The organism is Streptomyces incanus, from assembly GCF_042656345.1.
Classification (GTDB): Bacteria; Actinomycetota; Actinomycetes; order Streptomycetales; family Streptomycetaceae; genus Streptomyces; species Streptomyces incanus.
Window position 1 is genome coordinate 39,400 of sequence record NZ_JBHSPC010000013.1, and the last position, 25,528, is coordinate 64,927.

At 70.9% G+C, this 25,528-nt stretch carries 23 protein-coding genes and 2 pseudogenes; 12 read left to right on the forward strand and 13 right to left on the reverse strand.

Going from position 1 to position 25,528, the window contains the following annotated elements; translation table 11 throughout:
* Positions 1 to 48 precede the first annotated feature (48 nt).
* Complete coding sequence (locus tag ACFP2V_RS04470; protein ID WP_381205690.1) at positions 49 to 600, reverse strand: DoxX family protein; 552 nt, start codon at positions 598 to 600, stop codon at positions 49 to 51.
* 250 nt (positions 601 to 850) lie between these two features.
* On the opposite strand from ACFP2V_RS04470, the gene ACFP2V_RS04475 reads away from it, so the two are divergent.
* Positions 851 to 1,495, forward strand: a complete 645-nt coding sequence (locus ACFP2V_RS04475) for an alpha/beta hydrolase (protein ID WP_381205693.1) — start codon at positions 851 to 853, stop codon at positions 1,493 to 1,495.
* Positions 1,496 to 1,531: 36 nt separating this feature from the next.
* Here ACFP2V_RS04475 and ACFP2V_RS04480 read toward each other — a convergent pair whose 3' ends face one another.
* Complete coding sequence (locus ACFP2V_RS04480) at positions 1,532 to 1,783, reverse strand: GntR family transcriptional regulator (protein WP_381205696.1); 252 nt, start codon at positions 1,781 to 1,783, stop codon at positions 1,532 to 1,534.
* Positions 1,784 to 2,310: 527 nt separating this feature from the next.
* Here ACFP2V_RS04480 and ACFP2V_RS04485 point away from each other — a divergent pair.
* A complete protein-coding gene (locus ACFP2V_RS04485; protein ID WP_381205700.1) occupies positions 2,311 to 2,598 on the forward strand; it encodes a hypothetical protein in 288 nt (95 codons plus the stop codon).
* A 217-nt stretch (positions 2,599 to 2,815) separates the two neighbouring features.
* Here ACFP2V_RS04485 and ACFP2V_RS04490 read toward each other — a convergent pair.
* From ACFP2V_RS04490 to ACFP2V_RS04510, 5 genes and pseudogenes are all read right to left on the reverse strand, one after another.
* Positions 2,816 to 3,824 (reverse strand): annotated as a pseudogene (locus ACFP2V_RS04490) (MerR family transcriptional regulator).
* Between the two features lie 6 nt (positions 3,825 to 3,830).
* Complete coding sequence (locus ACFP2V_RS04495; RefSeq protein ID WP_381205704.1) at positions 3,831 to 4,499, reverse strand: HEAT repeat domain-containing protein; 669 nt, start codon at positions 4,497 to 4,499, stop codon at positions 3,831 to 3,833.
* Between the two features lie 380 nt (positions 4,500 to 4,879).
* Entirely contained in the window at positions 4,880 to 5,617 is a 738-nt protein-coding gene (locus ACFP2V_RS04500; RefSeq protein WP_381205707.1) for a VOC family protein, read from the reverse strand.
* 241 nt (positions 5,618 to 5,858) lie between these two features.
* Positions 5,859 to 6,074: pseudogene (locus ACFP2V_RS04505) on the reverse strand (hypothetical protein); the annotation flags it as partial.
* Positions 6,059 to 7,492, reverse strand: coding sequence for a glycosyltransferase family 39 protein (locus ACFP2V_RS04510; RefSeq protein WP_381205710.1), 1,434 nt, complete (start codon positions 7,490 to 7,492; stop codon positions 6,059 to 6,061). The gene ACFP2V_RS04510 and the pseudogene ACFP2V_RS04505, both read right to left, overlap by 16 nt.
* A 236-nt stretch (positions 7,493 to 7,728) precedes the next feature.
* Between ACFP2V_RS04510 and ACFP2V_RS04515 the strand changes: the two genes are divergently transcribed.
* Both ACFP2V_RS04515 and ACFP2V_RS04520 read left to right on the forward strand, forming a co-directional pair.
* Positions 7,729 to 8,409 (forward strand): response regulator transcription factor, encoded by a 681-nt coding sequence (locus tag ACFP2V_RS04515; RefSeq protein ID WP_381205713.1) that lies wholly within the window; start codon positions 7,729 to 7,731, stop codon positions 8,407 to 8,409.
* Positions 8,396 to 9,856, forward strand: coding sequence for a sensor histidine kinase (locus ACFP2V_RS04520; RefSeq protein ID WP_381205716.1), 1,461 nt, complete (start codon positions 8,396 to 8,398; stop codon positions 9,854 to 9,856). Before ACFP2V_RS04515 ends, ACFP2V_RS04520 begins: the two co-directional genes overlap by 14 nt.
* Positions 9,857 to 9,976: 120 nt before the next feature.
* On the opposite strand, the gene ACFP2V_RS04525 is transcribed toward ACFP2V_RS04520, so the two are convergent.
* The gene (locus ACFP2V_RS04525; protein WP_381205719.1) at positions 9,977 to 10,921 is read right to left on the reverse strand and encodes an RNA-binding protein; all 945 of its coding nucleotides are present in this window, start codon (positions 10,919 to 10,921) and stop codon (positions 9,977 to 9,979) included.
* Between the two features lie 434 nt (positions 10,922 to 11,355).
* On the opposite strand from ACFP2V_RS04525, the gene argC reads away from it, so the two are divergent.
* The 5 genes from argC (at position 11,356) to ACFP2V_RS04550 (ending at position 16,287) form a co-directional block, all read left to right on the forward strand.
* Positions 11,356 to 12,384: an N-acetyl-gamma-glutamyl-phosphate reductase gene (gene argC, locus ACFP2V_RS04530; protein ID WP_381205722.1), complete on the forward strand. Its 1,029-nt coding sequence runs from the start codon at positions 11,356 to 11,358 to the stop codon at positions 12,382 to 12,384.
* The gene (argJ, locus tag ACFP2V_RS04535) at positions 12,381 to 13,532 is read left to right on the forward strand and encodes a bifunctional glutamate N-acetyltransferase/amino-acid acetyltransferase ArgJ (protein WP_381205724.1); all 1,152 of its coding nucleotides are present in this window, start codon (positions 12,381 to 12,383) and stop codon (positions 13,530 to 13,532) included. The genes argC and argJ overlap by 4 nt, the downstream gene beginning before the upstream one ends.
* Positions 13,529 to 14,464 carry an acetylglutamate kinase gene (gene argB, locus ACFP2V_RS04540; RefSeq protein WP_381205727.1) on the forward strand — a complete coding sequence of 312 codons (936 nt, stop codon included), beginning with the start codon at positions 13,529 to 13,531 and terminating at the stop codon, positions 14,462 to 14,464. Before argJ ends, argB begins: the two co-directional genes overlap by 4 nt.
* Complete coding sequence (locus tag ACFP2V_RS04545) at positions 14,461 to 15,669, forward strand: acetylornithine transaminase (RefSeq protein WP_381205730.1); 1,209 nt, start codon at positions 14,461 to 14,463, stop codon at positions 15,667 to 15,669. The genes argB and ACFP2V_RS04545 overlap by 4 nt, the downstream gene beginning before the upstream one ends.
* Before the next feature lie 78 nt (positions 15,670 to 15,747).
* Positions 15,748 to 16,287, forward strand: coding sequence for an arginine repressor (locus ACFP2V_RS04550; RefSeq protein WP_381205733.1), 540 nt, complete (start codon positions 15,748 to 15,750; stop codon positions 16,285 to 16,287).
* A gap of 70 nt (positions 16,288 to 16,357) precedes the next feature.
* On the opposite strand, the gene ACFP2V_RS04555 is transcribed toward ACFP2V_RS04550, so the two are convergent.
* From ACFP2V_RS04555 to ACFP2V_RS04575, 5 genes are all read right to left on the reverse strand, one after another.
* Complete coding sequence (locus tag ACFP2V_RS04555; protein WP_381205736.1) at positions 16,358 to 17,095, reverse strand: FAD:protein FMN transferase; 738 nt, start codon at positions 17,093 to 17,095, stop codon at positions 16,358 to 16,360.
* A gap of 55 nt (positions 17,096 to 17,150) precedes the next feature.
* On the reverse strand, positions 17,151 to 18,320 hold the full coding sequence (locus ACFP2V_RS04560) for an FMN-binding protein (RefSeq protein ID WP_381205740.1): 1,170 nt from the start codon (positions 18,318 to 18,320) through the stop codon (positions 17,151 to 17,153).
* Between the two features lie 39 nt (positions 18,321 to 18,359).
* Entirely contained in the window at positions 18,360 to 19,742 is a 1,383-nt protein-coding gene (locus tag ACFP2V_RS04565; protein WP_381205744.1) for a ferredoxin reductase family protein, read from the reverse strand.
* 160 nt (positions 19,743 to 19,902) lie between these two features.
* On the reverse strand, positions 19,903 to 20,535 hold the full coding sequence (locus ACFP2V_RS04570; RefSeq protein ID WP_381205747.1) for a pyridoxamine 5'-phosphate oxidase family protein: 633 nt from the start codon (positions 20,533 to 20,535) through the stop codon (positions 19,903 to 19,905).
* Positions 20,536 to 20,669: 134 nt separating this feature from the next.
* Complete coding sequence (locus tag ACFP2V_RS04575; RefSeq protein ID WP_381205750.1) at positions 20,670 to 21,551, reverse strand: hypothetical protein; 882 nt, start codon at positions 21,549 to 21,551, stop codon at positions 20,670 to 20,672.
* A 303-nt stretch (positions 21,552 to 21,854) separates the two neighbouring features.
* Here ACFP2V_RS04575 and ACFP2V_RS04580 point away from each other — a divergent pair, with 303 nt between their 5' ends.
* The 3 genes from ACFP2V_RS04580 to ACFP2V_RS04590 form a co-directional block, all read left to right on the forward strand.
* Complete coding sequence (locus ACFP2V_RS04580; RefSeq protein ID WP_381205753.1) at positions 21,855 to 23,048, forward strand: argininosuccinate synthase; 1,194 nt, start codon at positions 21,855 to 21,857, stop codon at positions 23,046 to 23,048.
* A 112-nt stretch (positions 23,049 to 23,160) separates the two neighbouring features.
* Complete coding sequence (argH, locus tag ACFP2V_RS04585) at positions 23,161 to 24,588, forward strand: argininosuccinate lyase (RefSeq protein WP_381205757.1); 1,428 nt, start codon at positions 23,161 to 23,163, stop codon at positions 24,586 to 24,588.
* Between the two features lie 75 nt (positions 24,589 to 24,663).
* On the forward strand, positions 24,664 to 25,528 hold an 865-nt coding region (locus ACFP2V_RS04590; protein WP_381205760.1), incomplete at its 3' end, for an aldo/keto reductase.

The window sequence follows — 25,528 nt, forward strand, 5'->3', positions numbered from 1 at the left end:
GGACGGCGCCCCCCACCCGGCACCGGCCGGGAAACCGCCCGCCGTGACTCAGTGACGCAGCAGCAGGGTGACGCCGGCCACCACGGCGCCGAGCACGACCGCGGAGACGCCGTACTCGAGGCGGTGCGAGCGCAGCCGGGGCAGCAGCCGGTCCACGGCGATCCGGCCCGGGCCGGTCAGGGCGAGCGCCACCGCGGCCAGGGTGAGGACGAGCTCGTACTCCACACCCTCCGGGGCGAAGAAGCCGCCGCCCCACTTCACGGCGATCGCGTTGACCATCGTGCCGGCGACGGCCGCGGCGGCGAGCGGGGTGAGCAGACCGAACGCGAGGCCGAGTCCGCCGAGGGTCTCGGTGAGCCCGGCCACGACGGCGAACGCCTCGGGCGAGGGGTAACCGAGGGACGCGAAGAACATCCCGGTGCCCTCGACCCCGCCCCCGCCGAACCAGCCGAACAGCTTCTGCGCGCCGTGCGCGGCCATCGTCAGACCGAGCACGAGACGCAGCACCAGCAGTCCGACGTCGTAGGCGCGGACGGGGACGGCGGGGGCGTCCTGCCCGGAGGCGGCCGCGGGGCGGGACAGGGTGGTGGAACTGGCCATGGGGGGACTCCTCGAAAGGGGACGGCGAAGACGGTGGGGGTGCCGCGCGTCACTGAGCGACGACCCGGCCCGACAAGCTTGAACCTTCAAGCTAAACCACGAACGCCTTTGCTTCAACTTTCAAGCAGTAGGGGTACGCTCGATCGTGCCCGGTCGCGGGCCGAAACGCACGTCCGCGTCCGCTCGCACCCTGGTCCGCCCTTCGTCCGTCCTTCGTTCCGTCCCGCACCGCCCGAGGAGTGCCGTAGCCATGCCGTACACCGCCGCCCCCACGGTCGCCTGGTCCGTCGAACCCGACCGCAGGCCCGGTACGCCGCTGGTCGTCGCCCTGCACGGGCGGGGAGCGGACGAGGTCTCGTTCGCGCAGCTCGCGCCGCATCTGCCGCAGGACGCCACGGTGGCCTTCGTGCGCGCCCCGCTGGCCGAGGGCGGCGGATACGCGTGGTTCGCCAACCGGGGCGTCGGGCGCCCGCTGCCCGACTCCATCGGGGCCACGGCCGACTGGCTCTTCGGCTGGCTCGGCACCGAGGCCGCCGGCCACACGTCGGTCTCGCTCCTCGGCTTCTCCGGCGGCATGGCCATGGCGGGCGGCCTGCTGCTCGCCCGCCCGGAGCGGTTCGCCGCCGCCGTCCTCCTGTCCGGCACCCTGCCGTGGGACGCGGGTCTGCCCGAGGAACAGGGCCGCCTGACCGGAGTGCCGGTCTTCTGGGGCCGGGACGTCGCCGACCGGGTCATCCCCGCCGACCTCGTCACCAGGACGGGCGCCTGGCTCCGCGAGAACTCCGGCGCCCGCCTCGAGGAACGCCGCTACCCGGGCCAGGGCCACGGCATCGCCCTCCCGGAACTCGCGGACGCCTCCGCCTTCCTGCGGCGTGCGTGGGAGGGCGCGGCCTGAGGAAGGCCGGCGGCCCGGGGGTGCTGCCCCTCTCTGTTACGTGTCTCCAGCGGCAGGGAGGGGATCGGCGACGTAGTTTCCCTGCCCGACTTCCAGGCGCAGCCAGCCTTCCGCACGTAGGGCGACAACTGCTTTCTGTGTCGTGGCCTGGGCCGTCCCGTACTCCGCTGCCAGTGTCACGGTCCCGGGGAAGCGCTCGCCCGGTGTCCACTCTCCAGCGCGCAACCGTCGGCGCAGGTCGGTGAGGATCTGTGGCCAGAGATTCTGTGAACGGTCAAGATCAGGCATCCGGTCAGCGTGCGCGTTACCGCATAGATTCGCTACCGCGGTTACGCGTAACCGCGTAAGCTGGATATCAGTAGATGGACAAAGCGCCCCAGGGGCGGCCGTGCAGGGCCACCCCTGGGGCTGAGCCGACCGAGTAGGAGTCGACCTGTGCGGAACCTTATCGCTGCGCTGTTGGCATGGCTGCTGCCTCCCAGTGGTGAACGCAGGGCTGCCATCGCCCCGGTGTCCACCGGGTATCTCGTGACCCCGTGGCACTCCACCCCGGTTGTCGACCCGGTCGTCGACCGGGACACCCGTTTGGTTCGCCCGTATGTCCCGGAGGGAGGTGTTGGCGCGTGAGTGAGCGTTGCTGCGCGCGCCACCCCGAGTTCGGTCCGGGTGTCGGGGCCGACCGTCAGCCCTGCTCCCTGCCCGCAGGTCACAGCGGGGCGCACGAGAACGACTGTGCCAGGACCTGGCACGGCGAGTGGAACACCTCGAGACAGCCCCGGGAGATCGGAGGTCGGACGGACAGCGGCAAACGCATCATGGTCGTCGCCGAGTCCGGTGGTGTTCTCGAGCGGGCCGCCGATGTGTTCGCGGTCGAGACGGCCGACGCCCTGAGTGCAGTCATCGGCGCCATTCTCGAAGCAGACCGGGCGAGCGGAGAGGAACTGGCCGCATTCGTGCCGGTGTTGCACGCCTCTCTCGTGGAGGTGACGCAGGTGGCCGCTCGCACACTCGACAGGCTCGGCACCCAAGAGCCCGCCTCCGGCTTCGTCGCGCCTGCCTCGGGTGACGAACCGCCCGAGGCGCGGTTGCAAGGCAGTCACTGACGTATTCGTGCCCTGATCCCGAACCCGTCCGATGTCGTTGGCGCGTCAAGTGGGCTCAAGGGCTCGGGACCTTGTGCGCATAGCGGCGGGTGTGACTGAGTGCTCCAGTCGGCACCACTGGCCAAACCTCGTGTACTCGGCCCACCCGCCTGCAGTTTTCCTCATGCTTACGGGGTGTGATGCCGTCACCGCGTACGCGTACCCCCGGGGAGACCCGTCACCGGGCGTCGCGCAGCCGAAGAAGGTACGTCGCGGTCAGTGCCACGGCGCGGTCCCCGTCATACGACAGCTCCACAAGGGCACGCGACACCCTCGCCCCCGGGACGCCCGCCAGTGCCTGGGTCAGCCGCCCGCGTGCGGGCGCTCGGGTGGTGTCGTGGGCGAGGCGGTCGATGAGGCCGGTCGCGATCCGGTCCGTCTGCGCGTCGTCGCCCGCCAGCACACTCAGCGCGTCGGCCGCGTCGGTGTCGTTCCTTCCCTTCACGATCATGTCGATGAGCGTCGGGACCGCATCGGCCGCCCCGCGGGTCCCGAGCGCCAAGGCAGCGTGCGTGCCCGCGGACCACGGCGTCGGGGTGCGCGAGGGCGTCTTGCAGCCGCGCGACGGCCTCGTCACCGGGCATCTCGGTGAGGGCCTGAACGGCACGTTCCCGCACTGTGGCCACCGGTGAGCCGAGGCCCTCCGCCAGCAGAGCCGCGCCTCCGTCGCCGGATCGCGCCAGCGCCCATCGAAGGGCTCCGGCGACGTTCGGCTCCGTCTCGCTCAGTACCGCCTCGACCAGGGCCTCCAACGGCACCGGAACCTCGCCGGCCGAGGAAAGGGCCGCACGCTGGCGCGTGTCGGCGCTCTTCGACCTCAGTGCCCGGAGGAGTGCGACCACGTGGAGGACGTCCTCCCAGTCGGCGGGGTCCGCGGCCTCGATCCGGCGCAGCCGCGTGAGCATCTCGGTCTCCGTCGCGATGCGTTCGCGCGTCTGACGGAGGAGGTCGCCGACGAGCGCCGAGGGCGTGAAGCCGGGATCTTCGAGCGCGCGCCCGATCTCACGCAGCGACAGCCCCAGCGACCGCAGGCTCTCGATGTGGAAGATCCGCCGGATGTCCTCTCCGGAGTACTCCCGGTAGCCGGAGCACGTACGGCCCGAAGGCCGTACCAGACCGAGCGACTCGTAATGCCTGAGCATGCGGGCGCTGACCCCGGACCGTCGCGCCACCTCACCGATCAGCACGCTCCATCATCCCTCCTTCCCAGACCCGCCGAGGGCCATGGTGCGCTTGGCCTCCTCGATCGCGAACTCGAATCCGGTGTCCGGGTCGCGCAACAGCCGTTGTGTGGCGAGCGCGTGCGCGCACACGCTCGGGTCGGGAACCGTCGTCGCGGCGTGCAGAGCCGGCGCGGTCGCTTTCCCCAGCGCGACCAGCGCCCGGCTGAGACTCAGCTGAGTCTCCCGCTCACCGCGCCCGAGCTGCGTCGCCAACGCCGTGGCCAACGCGGACTCCTCGCCTTCCGGCACGAGCACGACCGCGGCCCGCCAGGCGCTTCGCGCCACCTCGTCATCGGCGTCGGTCAGCAGCGCCCGGGTGATCGCCGGCCACGCCTGCCGGTCCCCGATCTTGGACAGCGTGTGCAGCGCCTGGCTCCGTGCCTGGGCACGCTCCGAGCGGAGTTCGCGGAGCAGCCGGGGAACGGTCATGGACGCCAGGTGGCGGGTGAGTGCCCAGGTCAGCATGTCGCGGACGAAGAACTCGGGCTCGATCGCGCACCGCTCGACGAGCTTGTCGACGAAGCGCGGGCCGGGCGTCGTACCGACCGCCATGGCGGCCCGCAGCCGCACGGACGAACGGTCGTCCTCCAGCCCCCGGATCATTCGTGCCGCATCCATGTCCTGTCCCGTGGCCGTCATTGAGACCACCTCCTCGGCAAGCAGTGAAGGCCTTGTCACCGTGTCAAGGTCAAACAGGGCCCGCCGCGCGATCACCAGCGTGTTCACGGGCACCGTGCTCGAAGGGCACGCCCGGGACGCGGCGGGGGACAGAACGACCCTGATGCCCGGCCGGGCAGGCCGCAGGGCCGCAGGGCCGGCCGGAACGCCGGATCTCACCGGCTGTGACCGAGCACTTCGGCCGGCGAGTTGAGCGCTGCGGCCGGTGAGCGGGTTGATCTCGCCCCCTGCACGCAAGCTCCCGCCGCCCGGATCGACCGGGACGCCGCAGCCCGACCCGCTCGGGGGCATGGCGCATGAGCACACAAGGCTCACGTGTCGGGGTGCGTTGAGGCTCCGCGTCAGGACGGGGCGAGGACGCAGAACTCGTGGCCCTCCGGGTCGGCCAAGCACGTCCACGGGACATCACCCTGGCCGAGGTCGAGATCGGTGGCGCCGAGGGCCCGCAGCCGGGCCACCTCCGCTGCTTTGTCGTCACCGGGGCCCGGCACCAGGTCGAGATGGACGCGGTCCGGCACGGTCTTCACGCCAGTGCGGAGGAACTCGAGATACGGGCCGACACCCTTGGCGGAGCGCAACACCGCATGATCGTCGGTCACCTCGTGCAGGGTCCAGTCCATCGCCTCGTCCCAGAACCGGGCCATGGCCCGCGGATCCGCGCAGTCGACCACCACTGCGGCGATCGGCCCGGTGTCCCGGTAGATCTCCCGAGGCTCCAGCACGCAGAATTCGTTGCCCTCGGGGTCGGCGAGGACCGTCCACGGCACGTCGCCCTGGCCCACGTGGGCGGGCGTCGCACCGAGAGCCTTCAGGCGCGCGACCAACTCCGCCTGGTGGGCTGCAGAGGTAGTGGCGAGATCGAGGTGCACACGGTTCTTTGTCGTCGTCTTGGGTTCCGGGACGGCAATGACGTCGACGCAGACGGTGACCGGGTCCAGCCAATCGAAGCCGACGGGTTGAGCGGCGGTCGCGCCGGGTTCCTCGCTGGTGACACGCCAGCCGAGCGCCTCCGCCCAGAACCGGCCGATCGTCGAGTCGTCCAGAGCCTTTATGTTCACCAGGACAGGTCGCAGTGCCATGCCGGCGATCCTATGCACCCGCTCTGCACGACATCCGCACTATCGCCAAACAGAGATCAACTCGCTCACCAGCCACAACGCTCGGCTCACCGAACCGGAGCACTCGGCCCCGCCGGGTGAGCTGCTCACTCGCCGGATGCGGGGCCGAGCCGCACAGCCCCGGTGTGACCGAGAATTTCAATTGCCCGACGGCTTCCGGGCCGAGCTCATCGAGACGGCGGAACGTGGTCGGACAGGGCGCGGCGAACTCGGCGATCACGTCGGCCGGAACCCCGGCAGAGGGCCACTCCATGTCCTCGCCCCAGCCGTCCCGCATCGGAAGTGGCGGCATCACGTCCCGCAGCAGCATCGCGACATCGGTCGAGGTGTCGGACTGCAGGGTGAACCGGAAGGCCGGCAGCCCGTGTGTACAGAGATCGGGCGCGAGGGTCGGCGTCGCGGTCACCTCATCACCCCACCGCTCGCTCCCGGGCTGTTGAATCCAGGATCGGCCTTCGGGGACGGTTCGTGGCTTCGGACATAGATGGTGATGCGCGCCCCGTTGACATGGGTTGTTCCGTGCTCGCGGAAGTGGCGCCGCAGAGTGCTTGCTTTCGCTTGCTCCTGCGGGTCGGCCGGCGAGTGCGCACCCGCCGGGGCGCGGACCGCGACGATTCGGTCGAATTCCAGCATGCGGGCTGCTATGTCCGGGGCGGGAAGCTCGACACCTGCCAGTGTGTTCGATGAAACGGGGTCCTGTGCCAGGGCCAGATCCGTCAGGAAACGGGTGTCCTCGGGGTTGGCCGCGGTCCAGATCCGGTGCTGGCCGGAGAGATAGAGCAGTCCGTCGCCGGGACGGCCCACCTTGCGTACGGTGGCGCCGATGGCGGTGACGTCATTGCTTCGGCTCTGGGGCGTCCTCAGCCAAAGGCCCGTCAGGACGAGTGCGGCCAGTACGGCAACCGCGGCCACTCCCGCAACCGCCGCGTTGCGGGAGGACTTCCGCAGCCGGTGGAAGTGATCCATGCAGGCGCCCACCAGCAAGGCGATTCCGATGTTGCTGTAGAGCACGTACCGATCGACGAAGAGGGGCTTGACCAGCGAGGCGATCAGCAGCAGAAGGCACGGAAGCACAACGATCGACACAGCCAGCACAGGGAGCCGCACGGGTCCCCTCGCCGCCACGGGCGCCAGGGCACACGCCACGCCCACGACCGCCGCGGCCAGGAATTCAGGCAGCCGCACCGGTACGTCGATCCAGGACACCTGCGCGGACTGCTCCGCACTGCGGATCGCCAGCGGCAACAGCCCGGCCACCACGCCTGCGGCAGTCACACCCCACGCCCTCAGCACCGGTCGCGGAACACGGGAGACGACCAGTGTGACGCCGTGTGCGACCAGGGCGAGAACCGCGAACTCATGGAGCAGACAGGCCAGTAGCATGGTGCAGCCGTAGACCGCCCACCGCCGTCGGGCGTGGCGCGTGACGCCGACCACGAGCGCATAGGTGGCCCAGGCGACCAGGGCGCAGACCATGGCGTACGAGCGGCCTTCCTGCGTGTACTTCTGCACCTGAGGAAGGAGCGGAAACACCAGCCCGGCCAGCAGCCCGACACGCGGCCCCGCCAGACGCAGGCCCAGAAGCCCGACTGCGCTCGCCGCCGCGGACATCGCCAGCACGGACGGCAGCCGCAACGTCAGCAGTCCTGCGCCGAAGAGACCGAAGATCTCATGCATCACGGCGTAGTGGAGGGCATGGACCAGATCGACATGCTGGGCGGTGAGCCATATCTGCGAAAGGTCGCGGTGCGCGAGCTGATAGGTGACGGACTCGTCCCCCCACATGGTGTTCTTCCTGCGGATGCCCCAGAGTCCAAGAGCGATGGTCAGCAGCATGGGAGCGAGGACGACAACCGCTCGGGCCGGGCGCGGTGACGGCCGACGGACGGGTGGGGGAGCAGCGACCGTCTCGATCACGGCGGGCGCACGTTCATCAACGGACATCGACGACAGGGCCTTTCAGCAGTGGCGAAGAAGTCCCGCCAGCGTGCCCGGACCTCGTTGACCGGTTGCTGATCCAACCTGACCGGCCGATCAGGAAGGCGGGCCGGCGCTGTGCGAGGCTGCACCGCATGCGCATATTGGTGGTCGAAGACGAGGTGGACCTTGCCCACACCCTGCGCACCGGCCTGACCGCCGAGGGCTACAGCGTCGACCTCGCCCATGACGGCCGGCAGGGACTGTGGATGGCCCGGACCGGCGAATACGCCTTTGTCGTACTGGACTTGATGCTGCCCGGACTCAACGGCTACAAGGTCTGCGCCCAGCTGCGCCGGGAGGGGAACACGACCCCCATCCTGGTACTCACCGCCAAGGACGGGGAGTGGGATCAGGCAGAGGCCCTGGACACGGGGGCCGACGACTACCTGGCCAAACCCTTCTCCTACATGGTGCTCGTCGCACGGCTGCGGGCCCTGGTCAGACGAGCCGCCACGGTCGCCCCGCCCGTCCTCGCCGTGGGGGACCTCTCGTTGGACGTCGCTGCCCGGGTCTGCCGCCGGGCCGGGAGCCGGGTGGACCTCACGCCCAGGGAGTTCGCCGTGCTGGAGCTGCTGGCCCGCCGGGCGGGCCAGGCGGTCTCCAAAGCGGATCTGCTCTACCACGCGTGGCCCGACGAGGCCGAGGATCCCAACCTGGTGGAGGCGCGCATCAGCTCTCTCCGCAAGAAGATGGACGCCGCATTCCAGCGGCAGTCCCTGCAGACCGTACGAGGAACCGGATACCGGCTGGTGGACGACCGTGAACGCGACTGAACTGCGACACCGCTGGTGGCCACGTTCGGTACGAGCCCGCACGGCCCTGGCCGTTGCCTCGACTGCCGCCGTCGTCCTGGCCGCCATAGGCTGGTGGGTACACCGCGACGTCTACCGCCAGAGCACGCAGATCGCCACCGAACAGGCCGTGGCACAGCTCTTTGCCCTCAGCGGCCAGCTGAGAGAGGGAGTGGTTCCCGCTCGCGCGAGCGCCGTGCCGTACGAAGTCGTCGCGACCGGCCGACGCACCGCCGTCGCCTACGGCGGAGGCATGGAGGACTTCGATCCCGGCACCCACCACGTGATGCCCGCCCCGACCGGGGAAGGGTCGCCCAACTACGTCCGCCTGCCTGTGAACCGTGACTACAACCCCGGGATCAGAGGCGACATGGCCGGCGGGATGCATCAGGTCCTGGCGGCCGACATCGAAGCCGATGAACTGAGCAGCGACAAGGTCGCCGATCTGGGCATCGCCGCCGACGCCAAGCTGCGGGTCTATGTGGTGGTGCTCCCGAGCGCGGCCGAGGAAATCACCGAGACCACCGACCGCCTGCTGCTGCGCGCCGGCCTCATCGGCCTCGTGCTGATCGCCGCCATCGCCTACTTCACCGTCCGCATCGCGCTGCGGCCGGTCGAAGCCATCCGCGTCCTCACCGCCTCGGTCACCGCGAGCGACCCCCGCGAACGCGTCACCGTGCCCGCCACGGGACACGAGATCACGGCCCTGGCCACCACCATCAACGCCACCCTCCAACGCCTCGACAACGCCGCCGCCCAGCAACGCCGCTTCGTCGCGGACGCCGCCCACGAACTGCGCAGCCCCCTCACCACACTGCTGGCCAGCCTGGAAGTCGCGCTCGCCTACCCGGAACGCACCGACTGGCCTGCGGCAGTCATCACTGCCGCACGACAGACCCGCCGCCTCCAGGCCCTCGCCGAGGACCTGCTCCTACTCGCCCGCCTCGACACCCGCACCCCCATAGCCAGCCCCGAAAGCGTCGACCTGACAGCCCTCGCCTCCCGGATGACCGAGCAATACCCCCTCACCGAGCGACCGTTGACCCTCACCTGCGACAGCACCGCCCCCGCACACGCACACGGAGACCCCGACGAATACGAACGGCTGCTGCGCAACCTCATCGACAACGCCGTCCGCCACGCCGCACACCGCATCCAGATCACCATCCGAAACCAGGACGCCTGGGTCGTCCTCACGGTGCACGACGACGGACCGGGCGTGCCCACCGAGGACGCCGAGCGCATCTTCGAACGCTTCGTCCGGCTCGACGACGCCCGCTCCCGCGACCACGGCGGCACCGGCCTGGGCCTCGCCATCGCCCGCGACCTGGCCCACCGCCATCAAGGCACCCTCACCCTCACCCCCCGGACCCTCGGAGCATGTTTCCAGCTACGCCTTCCCCGAGCCCCCGCCCCAGCCGGGAAATGACGCGCTTCACCGCGGCAGCCCTTCGGAACCGGAAGGCCACCGGATGACCACGCCCACCGCCACTCTTGGGACGATTTCGATGCACAGCACCCGGCTGTCCCGCGCGGCGCGCGAACCGGGTCACCAGCGGGCGCGCAGCACGCCGTCGCCGTCCGGCAGGACGGCGCAGAGCAGCGGGTGGCGTTCGTCGAGGGGCAGGGCGCAGGCCGCTCGCGCACCGGCCACGTGGGCGGCGAGCTCCCGGTACTCGGTGTCGTCGACGATCGCGTGGCTGATCAGCCCGTTCTGCCCCTCCCAGAGGAACTCCACGGATCCCTCCTCGGGCAGCGCGGCGAGGACCGCGCCGACGTCCGGGGTCAGGTCGGGCCAGACGGTCAGCAGGGCGCGCGGGCCGAGACCGGCGCGCACTGTGTCGAGGTTCTCCAGAGTGAGGCGGTGCCGGCGTGCGGCGTTGAGGACGTAGGTCTCCTCGAGGAGCAACGGCTGCGGTGAGGCGAGCAGGGTGCGCACGCGCGTCCAGAAGTCCTCGTCGGCCGGCTCCGTCACTTCCGCCTCGTCGAACTCGGCCGCGTAGGGCGAGGCCGTCAGCGGTTCCGGGAAGAGACCGAGTTCCCGTGTACGGGCCACGGCCTCCGCGCAGGGCCGGTCGCTGCCCACGTACACGTACTGGTCCCACCCGACGTGCACGGTGAACACATCCCCCACCTCCAGCCGGCACCAGGCGCCCTGGTCGCGGAGCATGGCCCGGACCAGTTCCAGGGCGACCGGAAGGGAGACCTCGGCCCCGTCGTGGTAGCCGGTGAGGTCGGGCGGGAAGAGCCCGCCGAGGCCGTGCCCCTCGACCGGCGGTTCCACGCCGAAGTGGACGAAGCCGGTGACCGCAGGTTCGCGGATCTCCAGCCGGTCGATGTCCGAGGCCTCCGCGAAGGCGGCGATCGCCGCCAGGTACGCCGCTTCGACAGGTCCGTGGTCGCTGACCGTGTCCTCGGCGCCGGTGTAGTGGCCGTGCTCGTCGCGGTCGGCGGGGTCGTATGTGGTGATCCGATGGACGAAGGACGGCGGCACGCTGCTCCTTGAACGGGCGGAAGGGGTGCCGGCGTAGTTTCCGGTCCCGATTCCGTGGTCGGGAGCTGGTCGGTCCCCCATCGCAGGGTTCGAAGCCCGCGACCGATCCCCGGCCGGCTCGACAGGCCACCGACTCAGCACGTTCACGAAGGCGGGTGAAGGGGATCGAGGGGGACCATGCAGGTCAGCCCGTCCAGGCGCTGCCCTGCGGCCGAGTGGAATGCGCACCCGCGACAAGTCCAGCGCTCCTCGGACAGCTCCAGTGCACGGTCACACCATCGCCTTGCATGCCAACCGTCGCGCTCAGGGGCCGACTGGCGTGCTCAAGGGCCAACTATCGCGCTCAGTCACAACCGGCGTATGCCGGCAGCCCGGCCTGCATTGCATAAAACTGCGACTGTACGTATAGTCATGCCATCGATGAGGAGGTTTCCGTGAGCGTACGAGTGGCTGTGGCCGGGGCCAGTGGATATGCGGGCGGGGAGCTCTTGAGGCTGCTGCTCGCGCACCCGGGAGTGAAGATCGGTGCGCTGACCGGGAACTCCAACGCCGGGCAGTTGCTGGGGAGCCTGCAGCCGCATCTGGTGCCGCTCGCCGAGCGGGTGCTGGAGCCGACCACCATCGAGGTGCTCGCCGGACATGACGTGGTCTTCCTCGCGCTGCCGCACGGGCAGTCCGCCGCCGTCGCCGAGCAGCTCGGCCCGGAGGCGCTCGTCGTCGACATGGGCGCCGACCACCGGCTCGCCGACGCCGGCGACTGGGAGACGTTCTACGGCTCCCCGCACGCCGGCACCTGGCCCTACGGCCTGCCCGAACTGCCGGGCGGCCGCGCCGCGCTGGAGGGGTCCAAGCGCATCGCGGTGCCCGGTTGCTACCCGACCGCCGTCTCGCTCGCCCTGTTCCCGGCGTACACGGCGGGCCTCGCCGAGGCCGAGGCGGTGATCGTCGCCGCCTCCGGCACCTCCGGCGCGGGCAAGGCGGCCAAGCCGCACCTGCTGGGCAGCGAGGTCATGGGGTCGATGTCGCCGTACGGCGTCGGCGGCGTCCACCGGCACACCCCCGAGATGATCCAGAACCTCAGCGCGGTGGCGGGGGAGCGGGTCTCCGTCTCCTTCACCCCGACGCTCGCGCCGATGCCCCGCGGCATCCTCGCCACCTGCACCGCGAAGGCCCGGCCCGGCGTCACCGCCGCGGCCGTCCGGACCGCCTACGAGAAGGCGTTCGCCGACGAACCCTTCGTCCGCCTCCTCCCCGAGGGCCAGTGGCCCGCGACGGCGTCCGTCCACGGTTCCAACGCCGTTCAGGTCCAGGTCGCGTACGACGGGGCCGCGGAGCGGATCATCGCGATCAGCGCCATCGACAACCTCACCAAGGGCACCGCGGGCGGCGCTCTGCAGAGCATGAACATCGCCCTCGGGCTCGACGAGTCCACCGGACTGACGACGATCGGAGTCGCGCCGTGAGTGTGACGGCAGCAAAGGGATTCACGGCGGCGGGCATCGCCGCCGGGATCAAGGAGAACGGCAACCCGGACCTGGCCCTCGTGGTCAACAACGGACCGCGCCGCGCCGCCGCGGGCGTCTTCACCTCCAACCGCGTCAAGGCCGCGCCCGTGCTCTGGTCCGAGCAGGTGCTGAAGAGCGGGCAGGTCGCCGCCGTCGTCCTCAACTCCGGTGGTGCCAACGCCTGTACGGGACCGAAGGGGTTCCAGGACACCCACGCCACCGCCGAGAAGGCGGCCGAGGTCCTCGGCGCGGGCGCGGGCGAGATCGCCGTCTGCTCCACCGGGCTCATCGGCGTCACCCTCCCCATGGACAAGCTGCTTCCGGGAGTCGAGACGGCCGCGGGTCGGCTGTCCGAACACGGTGGCGAGAAGGCCGCCATCGCCATCAAGACCACGGACAGCGTGCACAAGACGTCCGTCGTGACCAAGGACGGCTGGACCGTCGGCGGCATGGCCAAGGGCGCCGGCATGCTCGCCCCCGGCCTCGCCACCATGCTGGTCGTCCTCACCACCGACGCCGACGTCGAGGCCGAGGCACTGGACCGGGCCCTGCGCGCAGCGACCCGGGTCACCTTCGACCGCGTCGACTCCGACGGCTGCATGTCCACCAACGACACCGTGCTGCTGCTCGCCTCCGGCGCCGCCGGCGTCACCCCCGCGTACGAGGAGTTCGCCGAGGCCGTACGCGCCGTATGCGACGACCTCGGCCAGCAGCTCATCCGGGACGCCGAGGGCGCCAGCAAGGACATCAAGGTCGAGGTGGTGGGCGCCGCGACCGAGGACGACGCCGTCGAGGTGGGCCGCTCCATCGCCCGCAACAACCTCCTCAAGTGCGCCATCCACGGCGAGGACCCCAACTGGGGCCGGGTGCTCTCCGCGATCGGCACGACGAAGGCCGCCTTCGAGCCCGACGCGCTCGACGTCGCCATCAACGGCGTCTGGGTGTGCAAGAACGGCGGCGTCGGCGAGGACCGCGACAAGGTCGACATGCGCTACCGCGAGGTCCACATCGTCGCCGACCTGGGCGCCGGCGGGGCGACCGCCACCATCTGGACCAACGACCTCACCGCCGACTACGTCCACGAGAACAGCGCGTACTCCTCATGAGCACCACCCGCAAGCACACCGCCCTGCCCAAGGCGCAGATCCTCATCGAGGCGCTGCCCTGGCTGACCCGGCACCACGGGAAGACCGTCGTCATCAAGTTCGGCGGCAACGCCATGGTGGACGAGGAACTGAAGAACGCCTTCGCCCAGGACGTGGTCTTCCTGCGGCACGCCGGCCTCAAGCCGGTCGTCGTGCACGGCGGCGGCCCGCAGATCAGCGCCGCGCTCGACCGGCACGGCATCGTCAGCGAGTTCAAGGCCGGCCTCAGGGTGACCACCGAGGACGCCATGGACGTCGTACGGATGGTGCTGGCCGGACAGGTGCAGCGCGAACTGGTCGGGCTGCTCAACCGGCACGGACCCTTCGCCGTCGGCCTCACCGGCGAGGACGCGCACACCATCACCGCGACCCGGCACCGGCCCGAGATCGACGGAGAGTTCGTCGACATCGGACGGGTCGGCGAGATCACCGAGATCGACACCGGCGCCATCGAGGCCCTGCTCGCCGACGGCCGTATCCCGGTCGTCTCGTCGATCGCCCGTTCCCAGGACGACCACCATGTCTACAACGTCAATGCTGATACGGCGGCTGCGGCACTCGCTGCTGCTCTGGACGCCGAGACCCTCATGGTCCTCACCGACGTCGAGGGGCTCTACGAGGACTGGCCGAACTCCGACGAGGTGATCAGCCGTCTCACCGCGTCCCAGCTCGAGAAGCTCCTGCCGGAGCTGTCCTCGGGCATGGTGCCGAAGATGGAGGGCTGCCTGCACGCCGTGCGCAACGGGGTGACGACCGCCCGCGTCATCGACGGCCGGGTCCAGCACTCGATCCTGCTGGAGATCTTCACCGACGAGGGCATCGGCACCATGGTCGTGCCCGACGAGACACCGCAGTCCCAGGACCGGACACCGCACGCACAGGGGGATTCGTGAGCAACGAGGAGCTGAGCGCGCGGTGGCGGGGCGCGCTCATGAACAACTACGGCACCCCGAAGCTGTCCCTGGTCAGCGGCGCGGGCACCACCGTCCGCGACGCCGACGGCAAGGAGTACACCGACTTCGTCGGGGGGATCGCCGTCAACGCGCTCGGCCACGCCCACCCGGCCGTCGTCGAGGCCGTCAGCCGGCAGATCGCCTCCCTCGGCCATGTCTCCAACCTGTTCGTCGCCGAGCCGCCCGTCGCGCTCGCCGAACGGCTCCTGCGACTCTTCGGCCGTGACGGCCGGGTGTACTTCTGCAACTCGGGCGCCGAGGCCAACGAGGCCGCGTTCAAGATCGGACGGCTGACCGGCCGGACCCACATGGTCGCCACCGACGGCGGTTTCCACGGCCGCACCATGGGCGCCCTCGCGCTGACCGGCCAGCCGGGCAAGCGGGAGCCGTTCGCACCGCTGCCCGGGGACGTCACCCATGTTCCCTACGGTGACGCGCAGGCCCTGGCCGCCGCGGTCACCGCGGACACGGCGCTGGTCGTCATCGAGCCGATCCAGGGCGAGAACGGGGTCGTGGTGCCCCCGCCCGGCTATCTGAAGGCCGCCCGAGCCATCACGGCCGCCACAGGCGCGCTGCTCGTCCTGGACGAGGTGCAGACCGGCATCGGCCGCACCGGCAACTGGTTCGAGTACCAGGCCCACGAAGGCGTCCTGCCCGATGTCGTCACCCTCGCCAAGGGGCTCGGCGGTGGGCTGCCGATCGGCGCGACCGTCGCCTTCGGCCGCGCCGCGGACCTGCTGCACCCCGGCCAGCACGGCACGACCTTCGGGGGCAACCCGGTCGCCTGCGCGGCCGGACTCGCCGTCCTCGACACCATCGAGAGCGAAGGACTGCTCGAGAACGTCAAGCGGCAGGGCGAGCGGCTCCGCGACGGGATCGAGGCCCTCGCCAACCCGTTGATCAGCCATGTCCGGGGTGCCGGCCTGCTCCTGGGTATCGTGCTCACCGAACCGCTCGCGCCCCAGGTGCAACAGGCGGCTCAGGACGCCGGTTTCCTGGTGAACGCGCCCGCCCCCGATGTCGTACGGCTCATGCCGCCGCTGATCCTCGGGGACGACGCGGTGGACGCCTTCCTCGGGGCGCTGCCCGGCATCCTGGACGCCGTCGGCCGGGCAGCGGACGGGGAAGGACGAGCCGGACAGTGAGCCGGACCGCGAACCGGGGCGAGAACCGCACCACGAGCCGAAGAACGCCCCCGAGGACAACCGGAGAATGAGACGACGATGAGCCACGATCAGGACTACGGACAGCCTGCCGGGCCTGCCGTACCGCAGACCCGCACCGCCCGCCACCGCCAAATCGTGGACATCCTCAACCGGCAACCAGTGCGCTCGCAGAGCCAGTTGGCGAAGCTGCTCGCCGACCACGGACTGAGCGTCACCCAGGCGACGCTCTCCCGGGACCTGGACGAGCTGAACGCGGTGAAGATCCGCGACACCGACGGCGACCTCATCTACGCGGTGCCGAGCGAGGGCGGGTTCCGCACCCCGCGCGCACCGTTGGGGGAGTCCGTCAAGGAGGAGCGGATGCGGCGGCTCTCCCAGGAACTGCTGATCTCCGCGGAGGCGTCCGCCAACCTCGTCGTCCTGCGCACCCCGCCCGGCGCCGCCCAGTTCCTGGCCTCGGCGATCGACCAGGCCGAACTGCACGACATCCTGGGAACCATCGCCGGCGACGACACCCTCATGCTGATCAGCCGCGACCCTGCGGGCGGGCAGGCGCTGGCCGAGCACATGCTGAGGCTGGCGCAGAACGGGAACTGAACGGGCCGGGTGGCGCTCGCGGCCGCCCCCGGAGGCACGGCCGCGGCGTCCCCTTGCCCCGATTCGGGATTCACCCCAGCCGGGCCGCCAGGCCCCCCGTGCAGCGCACCTCGTCGCCCGCGGTGATCAGCAGGGCCTCCACGTCGGGCAGCGTCTCCAGCCATGCGAGCCCTTCCCGGGACCCCATCGCGAAGGCGGCCGTGGCCCAGCAGTCGGCCCAGGTCAGCCGGGGCGCCACCACCGTCACCGAGACCAGGTCGGTCACGGCGGAGCGGCCGGTGCGCGGGTCGACGATGTGATCGCCGCGCTCGGCGGTGCCCGAGGTGGCGACGGCCAGCTCGTCGGCCCCGGCAGCGGAGACGACGGCCGCCAGGCCGCCCGGACGGAGCGGGTCCGCCACACCCACCCGCCACGGCCGCCCGGCGCCCGGCGTGCCCAGCAACTGCACGTCACCGCCGCCGTTGAGACTCACCCCGACCGCTCCGGCCTCCGCGAGCCGCCGTGCGGCCCGCTCGGTGGCCCAGCCCTTGACGATGCCGGTCGGGTCGAGCCGGCCCCGGTAGCGGGTGCTGAACCAGCCGTCGCTCACCCGTTCCGCCTTCGCGGCCAGCTCCAGCACCTCGGCGACCTCGGGGTCGCACTCCCCGACCGTCAGCTCGCCGCGCGCCAGCCGCGAGATCTGCGAGTCGTCGCGGTACGTGCTGAACACCTCGTCGACGCGGCGCAGTCCGGCGGCCGCGTCCTCCAACGCCGCGTGCACGGCAGCGGATTGCCCGCCGCGGACGTCGAAGGAGAAGACGGTCCCCATCGTCTCCTCCGTATGACGCACCGCGGCGGGAGCCTGTGCGGACTCGGCCACCGTCTCAGCCCCCGGCCTGGTCCAGCGCGGACTGCAGCGACTTCTTGTACCCGGCGCTGGTGTACGTGGCGCCCGACACGGCGTCGATGTCCGCGCCGCTGGTCTTCACGACGGCCTGGTTGAGCCTCGGTACGGACTGGTTGGTGACCCGGTCGCTCTGGCCGCCCTTGGGCGCCTGCACGGCCTCGGCCTTGGTGATCTTCCCGCCCGCGACGGTGATCCGGACCTGCACGGCTCCGTACTCCGTCTGTGCCGCGTCCCCGGTCACGATGCCGTCCTTGAGGGCGGCCCGGGCGTTCCCCCCGCCCCCGCCCTGCCCGCTCCCGGCGGAGCCGTCACCGGTGGACGCGTCCGCGGCGGAGTCGCCGGCGCTCTCGGCGGCTCCGGCCGCTCCGGCGGCCTTCGCCTGGTCCAGCGCGGACTGCAGCGACTTCTTGTAGCCGGCGCTGGTGTACGTCGCACCGGACACCGCGTCGATGTCCGCGCTGCCGGCCGCGACCGTGGCCTGGTTGAGCCTGGGCACGGCGTTGGCGTTGATCTGGTCGCTCTGGCCGCCCTTGGGGGACTGGACGGCCTCGGCCTTGGTGATCTTCCCGCCACTCACCGTCAGGCGCACCTGCACCGCGCCGTACTGGGTCTGCGCCGCGTCACCGGTGACCGTGCCGTCGCCCAGTGCCTGCGCGCTCCCCGCACCGTCCCGACCGTTCCCGCTCCCGGCCGCTCCGGCGGCCTTCGCCTTGTCCAGCGCGGACTGCAGCGACTTCTTGTAGCCGGCGCTGGTGTACGTCGCACCGGACACCGCGTCGATCTCGCCGCTCTGCGCGGCGATCGCGGCCTGGTTGAGCCTGGGCACGGCGTTGGCGTTGATCTGGTCGCTCTGGCCGCCCTTGGGTGACTGGACGGCCTCGGCCTTGGTGATCTTCCCGCCACTCACCGTCAGGCGCACCTGCACCGCGCCGTACTGGGTGTCGGCCGCGTCACCGGTGACCGTGCCGTTCGCGATGGTCTGGGCGCCGCCCTGCGGGGACTGCGCGGCCGCGGGCGGGACCACGCCGCCGGCCGCGTCCGCCGAGCCCTGGTCGGAACCGGGCTTCAGCGTCAGCAGCAGCACGATCCCGGAGACGGTGGCGGCGGTGGCCAGCACGGCACGCCGGACGGGGTGACTCTTCCTCATCGCTTCTCAAGCTCCTGATGGGTGTGGATGACCCGTCGCTCACATCTCGAACGACTCGTGGTGGATACGGCGGGCGGGGACCCCGGCGCCGCGCAGTGCGTCATAGACCGACTGGGCGAACCCGGGCGGGCCGCACATGAAGACGTCGTGGTCGTCGATATCGGGAATCTTGCGGCGCAGGCTGTCCGCGGAGATGTCGGGGCGCTCCCCCTCGGGGCTGTTCACCGCGTACATCAGGCGGGCGCCGCGCTCGTCGGCGATCTTGGCCAGCTCGTTCCACAGGGCCAGGTCGTGCGTGGTGTTGGCCCGGTAGAGCAGGGTGATGTCGCCGGAGGCGCCGGGCAGCGTCTCGAACAGGGCCCGCATCGGAGTGATGCCCACGCCGCCGGCGACCAGCAGCACCTTGCCGCGGCTGCGGCGCTGGGCGGTCAGCGCCCCGTAGGGGCCCTCAGCCCACACCCGGGTGCCGGGCTCCAGTTCGCGCAGCCGGGAGGTGTGGTCGCCGATCGCCTTCACCGTGATCCGCAGCATGTCGGGACGGGGCGCCGCCGACAGCGAGTACGGATGGGAACTGAACCGCATCCCCGGTGCCAGGAACCGCCAGCGGAAGAACTGCCCCGCCTCGGCGCCGATCCGGTGCAGCTTGCGCCCACCGATCAGCACCGACACGATGCCCGGCGTCTCCTCGATGACCGCATCGACCCGCATCCGGTGACGCAGGTTCAGCCGGATCGGGGTGAGCACCCGGTACCAGAGCACCAGCGCGGTGACGACGCCGTAGAGCCCGTACCAGAAGGTCTTCGCGGACGGCTCCACGGCGAACTCGTTGCCGGTGGTGATCTGGTGCCAGAACGTCAGGTACATCGCCGCGTACGTCAGCAGGTGCACGTGATACCAGCTGTCGTACGGCAGCCGGCGGCGGATCGGGCCGATCGAGAGGAAGGCGATCACGAACAGCAGACCCGTGCCGATGGCGGCCTTGCCCATGTCCGGCAGCTGATCGACCGAGGTGATCGTCTGCTGGACGATGTCGCCGAGGCTCTTGCCCGCCTGGAGGGCGTAGCCCCACATGATGAGGAAGACATGGGCGATGACCAGGCTGACGGTGTAGCGCCCGCTCATCGCGTGCCAGCGGGCGACCCGGTCCGAGCCCACCCGGCGTTCCAGCGCGGGCACCCGGGCCATCTGCAGCACCACGAGGGCCATCAGATAGCCGGCCAGGAGACCGGTGATGCGGCCCGCGGCGATGATCCGGTCGGTGGTGTCCGAGATGGACGGCGTGTTGTTCCACCACAACCACAGCACGGCCACCGCGCCCGCCCCCACGGCGAGCAGCAGGGGCACGGCGGGGGAGCGGCGCGGACGGATGCGGCGCATCGTCTGGCGGCGGGCGGCACGGCCGCCTGCGAGCGTGGTGGTCACGGTTCCTCCGTGGGACTTGACCCTTGGCCCACACATACGTGCCGTGACACGGGAGCGTTCAGCGATATCCGGAGGCGGGAGGGACTTTCGCAACAGGCATGGGTTCTTTCGTTGGGATCATGCCGGACCCGGCGAGCCCGGCATGATCCCACGAGAGGTCCTAAGGCACGTCCTGGGCCGTGGCCCCCGGGGACGCCGGATGCTGCGGGCCCGGGGACGGGGGCAGGGGCAGGGGAAGTCCGGGGAGGCCGTCGAGGCTTGTCGCGATGTGTTCCTTCTTGGTGAAGTACGCGTCCAGCGAGGCGTCGTCCTCGCGCGCGAACCGCTTCGCGTGCAGGTCGCGGTCCGCCTCGTACGCCATGAAGGGGACGGCGTAGCCGCAGGTGTCGCGGATGAGGTCGGCGGTCACGACGACGACCGCGCGCAGGCCGTGGGCCGTCGGATCGATGCCGGGGAAGCGGGCGAGCAGTTCCGGGAAGCGCGGGTCGTCCCGGAAGACGGGCTCACCGCGGCCGTGCACGCGCACGATGTTGGGCGGCCCCTGGAAGGCGCACCACATCAGGGTGATGCGGCCGTTCTCCCGTAGATGGGCGATGGTCTCGGCGTTGGAACCGGCGAAGTCGAGGTAGGCCACGGTGAGTTCGTCGAGGACCGCGAAGGACCCCGGGAGGCCCTTGGGTGAGAGGTTGACCGTGCCGTCGGCGGACAGGGGTGCGGTGGCGGTGAAGAAGACCGGCTGCGCCTCGATGAACGTGCGCAGGCGGCCGTCTATGCGCTCATAGGTCTTTCCCATGTTCACTGAGTATGGACGCGGTTCGTTCGCCCGTCTAAGGATATTGACGGCCGGCACGGGTTCCGGGCGGAGCCGGACCCCGCCCGTGGCCGCCCCGGCCGGCGTGACGCGGGGCGGCCACGGCGCTCGTCACGTCACTTCGTGAGCGTGCAGGCGGCCAGGGAGTCGAGTCCGGCGGGGCGTTCCGCGGTGCGGCCGATGGCGGTGGCGATGCGGTTGATGGCGGCGACGCGCTTGTCCTGCAGAGGGCCGAGGATGGCGTTCTGGACGAAGTTGGGTCCGCCCTGGCCGACGGTGTCGACGATTCGCTGGTTGGCCTCGGTGATCTGGGTGTCGAGCTGGCCGAGGTTGCGGTCGACCTCGGCCTGGGCGGAGGCGGGGATCGCGGGAAGCTCCGCGGCGACATCGGGGCAGCTGATCGTGCCCACGCCGGCGTTCCCGGCGTCGCCTGCGCCGTCCCCGCCCTCCTGGCCCGCGTCGCCCTGGTCCGCTCCCTGGCCGGCGTCGTCGGCGGGCGGGGCGGGGGCTTCCTCGCCGCCGCCGGCCTCCCCGCCCGCGTCCGCCGCGCCCTCCGCGTCGAGCGTGCAGGCGGCCAGGGAGTCGAGTCCGGCGGGGCGTTCCGCGGTGCGGCCGATGGCGGTGGCGATGCGGTTGATGGCGGCGACGCGCTTGTCCTGCAGAGGGCCGAGGATGGCGTTCTGGACGAAGTTGGGTCCGCCCTGGCCGACGGTGTCGACGATTCGCTGGTTGGCCTCGGTGATCTGGGTGTCGAGCTGGCCGAGGTTGCGGTCGACCTCGGCCTGGGCGGAGGCGGGGATCGCGGGAAGCTCCGCGGCGACATCGGGGCAGCTGATCGTGCCGGGTCCCGCGAGCGTCCGGGCGTTCGCGTCGTTGCCGTCGGAGGACTCGCCGGCGAGGGCGGATCCGGCGATCACCGCACCGGACAGCGCCACCGCGGCGGCGCCGCCGATGAAACCGACGCGACGCTTGTTGTACTTCGGAAGGGCCCTGGACATGTGAATGCCTCACTCGGGTCGGGGGTGATTCGGGGTTGCGTGGGGGAGAGCCCGTGGGGGAGGGCTCGGCTGTGCCGACGCGGCGCCTGCGTCCTGCGGGAGATACGGGAAAGCGATTACCCGCGTTCAACCGCACGCCGAATCGACCCCGGGCTCCGCACCCTCCGCGTGAAGGACTCCACGCCCTCCGTACGAAATCGCCTCCCTGAGGGAGTCGGGCCCTCCGGATGGAGTCGGATTGACGAATCATGCATCATCCTGCATACTCATGCATATCAGCGAATGCACTGTAAGGAGAAGCCCGTGACCGAGCGCGTCGTACTCGCCTATTCGGGCGGTCTGGACACCTCCGTCGCCATCGGCTGGATCGCCGAGGAGACGGGCGCTGAGGTCATCGCCGTTGCGGTCGACGTCGGCCAGGGCGGCGAGGACCTGGACGTCATCCGCAAGCGCGCGCTCGCCTGCGGTGCCGTCGAGGCCGAGGTCGCGGACGCCAGGGACGAATTCGCCGACGAGTACTGCCTCCCGGCGATCAAGGCCAACGCCCTCTACATGGACCGCTACCCGCTGGTCTCCGCGCTGTCCCGGCCGACGATCGTCAAGCACCTCGTCGCCACCGCGCAGAAGCACGGCGCCACCACCGTCGCCCACGGCTGCACCGGCAAGGGCAACGACCAGGTCCGCTTCGAGGCCGGCATCGTCGCCCTCGCCCCCGACCTGAAGTGCATCGCCCCGGTCCGTGACTACGCCATGACCCGCGACAAGGCCATCGCCTTCTGCGAGGCCAAGGGCCTGCCGATCGCGACCACGAAGAAGTCGCCGTACTCCATCGACCAGAACGTGTTCGGCCGCGCCGTCGAGACCGGCTTCCTCGAGGACATCTGGAACGCGCCGATCGAGGACGTCTACGAGTACACGCAGAACCCCGCCGTGGCGCGCGAGGCCGACGAGGTCGTCATCACCTTCAAGGAGGGTGTGCCGGTCGCCGTCGACGGCAAGCCCGTCACCGTCCTCCAGGCCATCCAGGAGCTCAACGAGCGCGCGGGCGCCCAGGGCGTCGGCCGGATCGACATGGTCGAGGACCGCCTCGTCGGCATCAAGTCCCGCGAGGTGTACGAGGCGCCCGGCGCCATCGCGCTGATCACGGCCCACCAGGAGCTGGAGAACGTCACCGTCGAGCGCGAACTCGCCCGCTACAAGCGGCAGGTCGAGCAGCGCTGGGGCGAACTGGTCTACGACGGCCAGTGGTTCTCCCCGCTCAAGCGCGCCCTGGACGGCTTCATCACCGAGGCCAACCAGCACGTCAACGGTGACGTCCGGATGACCCTGCACGGCGGGCGGGCCGTCGTCACCGGCCGGCGCTCCGAGTCGTCCCTGTACGACTTCAACCTCGCCACCTACGACACCGGCGACACGTTCGACCAGGCGGCGGCCAAGGGCTTCATCGACATCTACGGCCTGTCGTCGAAGATCGCCGCCAAGCGCGACCTCGCCTGACCGGCTGACGACCCGTCACGCACTAATCTGACACCGCCTCCTCACTCTCCTGCGCCTGAGTGAGGAGGCGGTGGCACATCCATGACCCGCCTGTCTTCGAGGAGCAACGCAAGTGAGCAGCAACAGCGGTGACGTACGGCTCTGGGGCGGCCGTTTCGCCGACGGTCCCGCCGAGGCCCTGGCCAAGCTGTCCGCGTCCGTCCACTTCGACTGGCGGCTCGCCCCCTACGACATCGCCGGTTCGCGGGCGCACGCGCGCGTGCTGCACGGGGCGGGCCTGCTCACCGAGGACGAGCTCACCCGCATGATCGAGGGCCTCGACCGGCTGGAGGCGGACGTCGCCGACGGCTCGTTCACCGGCACCATCGCCGACGAGGACGTGCACACCGCCCTGGAGCGCGGCCTGCTGGAGCGGCTCGGCCCCGACCTCGGCGGCAAACTGCGCGCCGGACGGTCGAGGAACGACCAGGTCGCGACCCTGTTCCGGATGTACCTGCGGGATCACGCCCGTACGCTCGGCGGCCTGATCGCCGATCTCCAGGACGCCCTCGTCGGCCTCGCCGAGGCCCACCCGGACGTGGCGATGCCCGGCCGCACCCACCTCCAGCACGCCCAGCCGGTGCTCTTCGCCCACCATGTCCTCGCCCACGTCCAGGCGCTGTCCCGGGACGCCGAACGGCTGCGCCAGTGGGACGAGCGGACCGCGGTCTCACCGTACGGCTCGGGCGCACTGGCCGGCAGCAGCCTCGGCCTGGACCCCGAGGCGGTGGCCCGCGACCTCGGCTTCGAGCACGGCAGCGCGGCCAACTCCATCGACGGCACGGCATCGAGGGACTTCGTCGCCGAGTTCGCCTTCATCACCGCGATGATCGGCGTGAACCTCTCCCGGATCGCCGAGGAGGTCATCATCTGGAACACGAAGGAATTCTCCTTCGTGACCCTGCACGACGCCTTCTCCACCGGCTCGTCGATCATGCCGCAGAAGAAGAACCCGGACATCGCGGAGCTGGCGCGCGGCAAGTCGGGCCGGCTGATCGGCAACCTGACCGGCCTGATGGCCACCCTCAAGGCCCTCCCGCTCGCGTACAACCGCGACCTCCAGGAGGACAAGGAGCCGGTCTTCGACTCCATCGACCAGCTGGAGATCCTGCTGCCGGCCTTCACCGGGATGATGGCCACCCTCACGGTGCACCGTGAGCGCATGGAGGAGCTGGCCCCGGCCGGGTTCTCGCTGGCCACCGACATCGCCGAGTGGCTGGTCAAGCAGGGCGTGCCGTTCCGCGTCGCGCACGAGGTCGCCGGCGAGTGCGTCAAGACCGCCGAGGCCGAGGGCAAGGAGCTCGACGAGCTGACCGACGAGCAGTTCGTGAAGATCTCCGCCCACCTCACCCCCGAGGTGCGCACGGTCCTCAACGTCCCCGGCGCCCTCGCCTCCCGCGACGGCCGCGGCGGCACGGCACCGAGCGCGGTCGCCGTCCAGCTCGCCGAGCTCAGGACGGACCTGGCCGCCCAGCACACGTGGGCAAACGCCAAGAAGTAAGGGATCGGGTGCCGCAGGGGCATCGCGGGTTACGTTGGTCCGGCAGCCGCAAGGAGCCGACCGAACGGAGCCCCGATGCCCTTCGCCACACTGGCTTCGGCCACCACCCCCACCTGCCACATCGGCCTGGGACTCGCCGCTGTCGGCCGACCCGGCTACATCAACCTGGGCCGCGACGACGACCTCGGCACCGATCGCAGCGTCGAGGCCCTGCGCACCCGTACCCACGACCTCCTCGACGCCGCCTACGCCCAGGGCGTCCGCTACTTCGATGCGGCCCGCTCGTACGGCAGGTCGGAGGAGTTCCTCGCCGACTGGCTGACGAAGCGGCCCGACGCCGACGATGTCGTCATCGGCAGCAAATGGGGCTACACCTACACCGCGGACTGGTCCACCGACGCCGAGCACCACGAGATCAAGGAGCACTCCCTCGCCGCCTACGAGCGGCAGCGCGCCGAGTCCGACGCGCTGCTCGGGGACCGGCTCGACCTCTACCAGATCCATTCGGTGACCCCCGAGAGCCCCGCACTCACCGACAAGGACCTCCACGTCCGGCTCGCCGAGGCGGCGGCCCAGGGCCTCACGGTCGGCTTCTCCACCAGCGGTCCGGCCCAGGCCGACGCCATCCGCGCCGCGCTCGCCGTCACCGTCCACGGCGAACCCCTGTTCCGTACCGTCCAGTCCACGTACAACGCGCTGGAGACCTCCGCCGAACCCGCACTGGCCGAGGCCCATGACGCCGGGCTCACGGTGATCGTCAAGGAGGGCATGGCCAACGGTCGGCTGGCCGTGGCCCATGCCCCCGACGCGCTCAGGGCCGTCGCCGAGGAGACCGGCCTGGCGTGCGACGCCGTCGCCCTCGCGCTCGTACTGCGCCGGCCCTGGGCGGACGTCGTCCTCTCCGGCGCCGCCACCACCGTGCAGCTCGCCTCCAACCTGC